Here is a 2,974-nt window from a genome sequence, read left to right on the forward strand (position 1 = left end):
TATGAGGTGTGCCCGGCGGCGTACTCCCCCGCCGCGCGCCCCTCGAGACTGCGGGCGGCACCGGCGAAGAAGCGCAGCTGGTCGATCGACTGCTCGATCTCGTCGGCCACCAGGGTGGCCCGCGGCTTGCCGGTGTCCTGCGATTCGAGGTCGGCGAATTCCTCGGCGCGGGATGCCATGGCATCCGCGACCCGGAACAGCGCCAGCTGCCGCTCGGCCGGCGTCCTCTCGCGCCAGATCGGGAAGGCGGACGCTGCGGCGGCGTAGGCTGCGTCGAGGTCGTGCGCATCGGACAGGGGGATGCGGCCGTACACCTCCTCCGTGGCCGGGTCGATGAGGTCGAGGGTGCCGGCGCCGTGGGCGTTCCGCAGGGAGCCGCCGATGTGGTTCTGCAGCGTCGTCGTTGCCATGGGGCCACTCTATCCAGAGATCCTGCGGATTCAGAGGTTTTAAACCGATTCTGCTACGAATACGGTTGCGTTCACGACATTCTCATGTCAGGATCAGCGGATGGCCGACAAGTCAAAGACCGTCACGCTGGACGACGTCTCGAAGCGGATCATCGAGCTGCTGCAGCAGGACGGACGACGCCCGTACGCGGACATCGGCCGTGCGGTCGGACTCAGCGAGGCGGCGGTGCGTCAGCGTGTGCAGCGCCTCACCGACTCGGGCGTCATGCAGATCGTCGCGGTCACCGACCCCCGGCAGCTCGGCTTCGCGCGGATGGCGATGATCGGCATCCGCACCTCGGGTGATCCCCGCGAGGTCGCCGAGGCGGTCAAGGCATTCGACGAGATCGCCTACGTCGTCGTCACCCTCGGCACCTTCGACGTGCTCGCCGAAGCCATCTGCGAGACCGACGAAGATCTGCTCGAGCTGGTGTCGATGCGCGTGCGCGCCATCCCCGGCGTCGAGCACACCGAGAGCCTCATCTACGCCGGTCTGCACAAGGACTTCTACAACTGGGGCACGCGCTGATCTGCAGCCGCACCGCCCTCCCCCTTCGAGAGAGAACGTGATCCATGGGCACCACAGTGTTCGAGCGCTCGCGCCCGCACGACAGCCTGATCGACGCCGCCCTCAGCGACACCAGACACGCCGCCTACTGGCTCGACGACATCGAGCGCCCCGGATATCCCGCGCTCACCTCGAGCACCCGGGCCGACCTCGTCATCGTCGGCGGCGGATACGCCGGTCTGTGGACGGCCGTGCGCGCCAAGGAGCGCGACCCGCAGCGTTCTGTCATCCTGCTCGAGGCCGCCCGCGTCGGCTGGGCGGCATCCGGTCGCAACGGAGGCTTCTGCGAGGCCAGCCTGACCCACGGCTACGAGAACGGGATGAACCGGTGGCCGGACGAGATGGCGCAGCTCGAGCGCCTCGGTCTGGAGAACCTCGACGGCATCCAGGAGTCGGTCGAGCGCTACGGCATGGACGTCGACTGGGAGCGCACCGGGCAGCTGGCCGTCGCCGTCGAGCCGCACCAGGTCGAATGGATGGCCGGTGACGACTTCCTGGATCGGGATGCCGTGCGCGCCGAGGTGCACTCCCCCACGTATCTCGCGGGGAGCTGGGATCGGAACGGCTGCGCGATGATCCATCCGGCCAAGCTCGTCGTCGAGCTCGCGAGGGTCGCCACGGAGCTCGGTGTCGTCATCCACGAGCGCAGCCGGGTCACCGGCATCCGCGGATCGGGCCGGCAGACCGTCACCGTCGCGGGCGGGGCGACCGTGAGCGCCGACCACGTCGTGCTCGCCACCAACGTCTTCCCCTCGCTGCTCAAGCGCAATCGCCTGATGACCGTGCCGGTGTACGACTACGTGCTGATGACCGAGCCGCTCACGAGCGAGCAGCTGCAGTCGATCGGCTGGCAGAACCGGCAGGGCCTGGCCGACAGCGCAAACCAGTTCCACTACTACCGCCTGAGCGCCGACAACAGGATCCTGTTCGGCGGGTACGACGCGATCTACCACTTCGGCGGCAGGGTGCGCGCCGAGTACGAGGAGCGCCCCGAGAGCTTCCGCAGGCTCGCCTCGCACTTCTTCACGACGTTCCCGCAGCTGGAGGGGCTGACGTTCACGCACCGGTGGGCCGGCGCGATCGACTCGTGCAGCCGCTTCTGCGCGTTCTTCGGCACGGCCCGCGGTGGTCGCGTCGCCTACGCGACGGGGTTCACCGGCCTCGGCGTCGGCGCCAGCCGCTTCGCCGCCGACGTCATGCTCGATGAGCTCGCCGGACTCGACACCGAGCGCACGCGACTCGAGATGGTGCGCACCAAGCCCATCCCCTTCCCGCCCGAGCCCGCCGCATCCATCGGCGTGAACCTCGTGCGCAGGTCGATGGACCACGCCGACCACAACCAGGGCAGACGCAACCTGCTGCTGAAGGCGCTGGACGCCGTCGGCATGGGGTTCGACTCGTGAGCCGGCCGCTCGACACGGCGGGCATCGTGACGGATGCCCTGCGTGAGCCCCTCCCGCACGAGCCGCTGTCCGCGGACGCGGTGCGCGCGGGGGCGCCGACCACGGGCATCCGGGAGCTCGGACCGTTCGCCGGGGTCGAGGTGGGCATCTGGGAGATGACCGAGGGCGCCGCGGTCGACACGGAGATCGACGAGGTGTTCATCGTGCTCGCGGGCCGTGCGCGGGTGGAGTTCATCGATCCGTCGCTGCCGTCGATCGAGGTGCGAGCGGGCTCGGTGGTGCGTCTGGCCGCGGGGATGCAGACCCTCTGGGCCGTGCACGAGACCCTTCGCAAGGTGTACATCGCCTGATCGCCCGGCACACCTGGGGGGCCAACACTCCAGATGTCGGACGCATTCGCGGGATGTGTCCGACATCTGGAGTGTCGGCCCCCGGTTTGTACCCGTGCACGGCGCGGCGGGGGTGGCGGGGCGGGTCAGCGGCGCGCCAGCAGGGCGAGGTGCAGGGCGGCCACGGTCTCGCCGTCATCGAGGTCGGCGCCGAGCAGGTCGGAG

General features: G+C 69.4%; 4 protein-coding genes. 3 read left to right on the forward strand and 1 reads right to left on the reverse strand.

The window, feature by feature from the left end; all coding sequences use genetic code 11:
* Window positions 1-410: aldehyde dehydrogenase family protein (locus tag BFN01_RS13075; protein ID WP_143187249.1), on the reverse strand; the 410-nt coding region annotated here is incomplete at its 3' end.
* 100 nt (window positions 411-510) lie between these two features.
* Here BFN01_RS13075 and BFN01_RS13080 point away from each other — a divergent pair.
* Genes BFN01_RS13080 through BFN01_RS13090 form a run of 3 tightly spaced genes read left to right on the forward strand, consistent with a single transcriptional unit; the run spans window position 511 to window position 2,770 of the window.
* On the forward strand, window positions 511-978 hold the full coding sequence (locus BFN01_RS13080; protein ID WP_071644783.1) for an Lrp/AsnC family transcriptional regulator: 468 nt from the start codon (window positions 511-513) through the stop codon (window positions 976-978).
* Between the two features lie 44 nt (window positions 979-1,022).
* Complete coding sequence (locus BFN01_RS13085) at window positions 1,023-2,420, forward strand: FAD-binding oxidoreductase (RefSeq protein WP_071644784.1); 1,398 nt, start codon at window positions 1,023-1,025, stop codon at window positions 2,418-2,420.
* The gene (locus BFN01_RS13090; protein WP_256221161.1) at window positions 2,417-2,770 is read left to right on the forward strand and encodes a cupin domain-containing protein; all 354 of its coding nucleotides are present in this window, start codon (window positions 2,417-2,419) and stop codon (window positions 2,768-2,770) included. Before BFN01_RS13085 ends, BFN01_RS13090 begins: the two co-directional genes overlap by 4 nt.
* Window positions 2,771-2,974: the final 204 nt, after the last annotated feature.

The sequence above is a fragment of the Microbacterium sp. AR7-10 genome, from assembly GCF_001878835.1.
Classification (GTDB): Bacteria; Actinomycetota; Actinomycetes; order Actinomycetales; family Microbacteriaceae; genus Microbacterium; species Microbacterium commune.

Excerpts from the sequence above, each read along its gene's own strand:
- BFN01_RS13080 (WP_071644783.1), top strand. The coding sequence starts at position 511 with ATGGCCGACAAGTCAAAGACCGTCACGCTGGACGACGTCTCGAAGCGG.
- BFN01_RS13085 (WP_071644784.1), top strand. The coding sequence starts at position 1,023 with ATGGGCACCACAGTGTTCGAGCGCTCGCGCCCGCACGACAGCCTGATC.